Origin of the sequence: Burkholderia sp. BDU5, from assembly GCF_001522845.1 — a bacterium.
Taxonomy (GTDB): Bacteria; Pseudomonadota; Gammaproteobacteria; order Burkholderiales; family Burkholderiaceae; genus Burkholderia; species Burkholderia mayonis.
Genome location: NZ_LOWC01000073.1, coordinates 1 through 717 on the forward strand (window position 1 = coordinate 1; position 717 = coordinate 717).

Here is a 717-nt window from a genome sequence, read left to right on the forward strand (position 1 = left end):
CAGGTTCGCGGCCGGCCCGAGCGTCGTCTTGTCGCTCGTTGCGCCATCGCGGCTCACCTGGTGCGTCGTCTGCGTCGCAGTATCCAGAATCAGCTTGTTGCCCGCGTTCAGGTCGAGGCTGCCGGCCTTCACGTTGGCCGACGTGAGATCCACGTTGCCCGTCGTGTCGAGCGACATCAGCCCACCGCTTTGCAGCGCACCAAACGCGTTGTCGATCTGCTTGCCCTGAAGCGCGAGCGTCGTGTCCGCCTTCACGGTTCCGCTGTTCGTGAAGACCTGCGTGTTCTTCAAATCGATATTGCCGGCCGTGATTAGCGGGCCGTTCGCGTTCTGCTGATCGGCTTTCGCCAGATACACGACCGGTACCAATACCTGCTGGCCGCCGACCGTCTCGGTCTGCATGATGATCACGTTGGTCGTGAGCGCGGCCACCTGCTGCGCCGACAGGCTCATGCCGAGCGGCAAGTTCAGCGACTTCGACAATTCCGCGCCCGCGAGCATCAACGACTGATACATGCCCTGAAGGTCCGTATACGGGCCCAATACCGCCTTGCCCGTCAGTTGCGTGACCTGGTTACGCACGAGTTGCTGTTCGTAGAACCCGTCGCCGAGACGCTTTTCGGTGGTCAGCGGATTCACGCCGATCTGGTTCAGGTAATAGTCGCTCGACAGGAAATTGTTCATTCGAGTGAACGCGGGGTTCGTCTCGATGAGATA

1 protein-coding gene is annotated in these 717 nt (G+C 60.7%); it reads right to left on the reverse strand.

All coding sequences use genetic code 11. The annotated features are described in order from the left end of the window. The coding region (locus WS69_RS13275) for an S-layer family protein (protein ID WP_156438113.1) at positions 1 to 717 on the reverse strand (717 nt) is incomplete at both ends.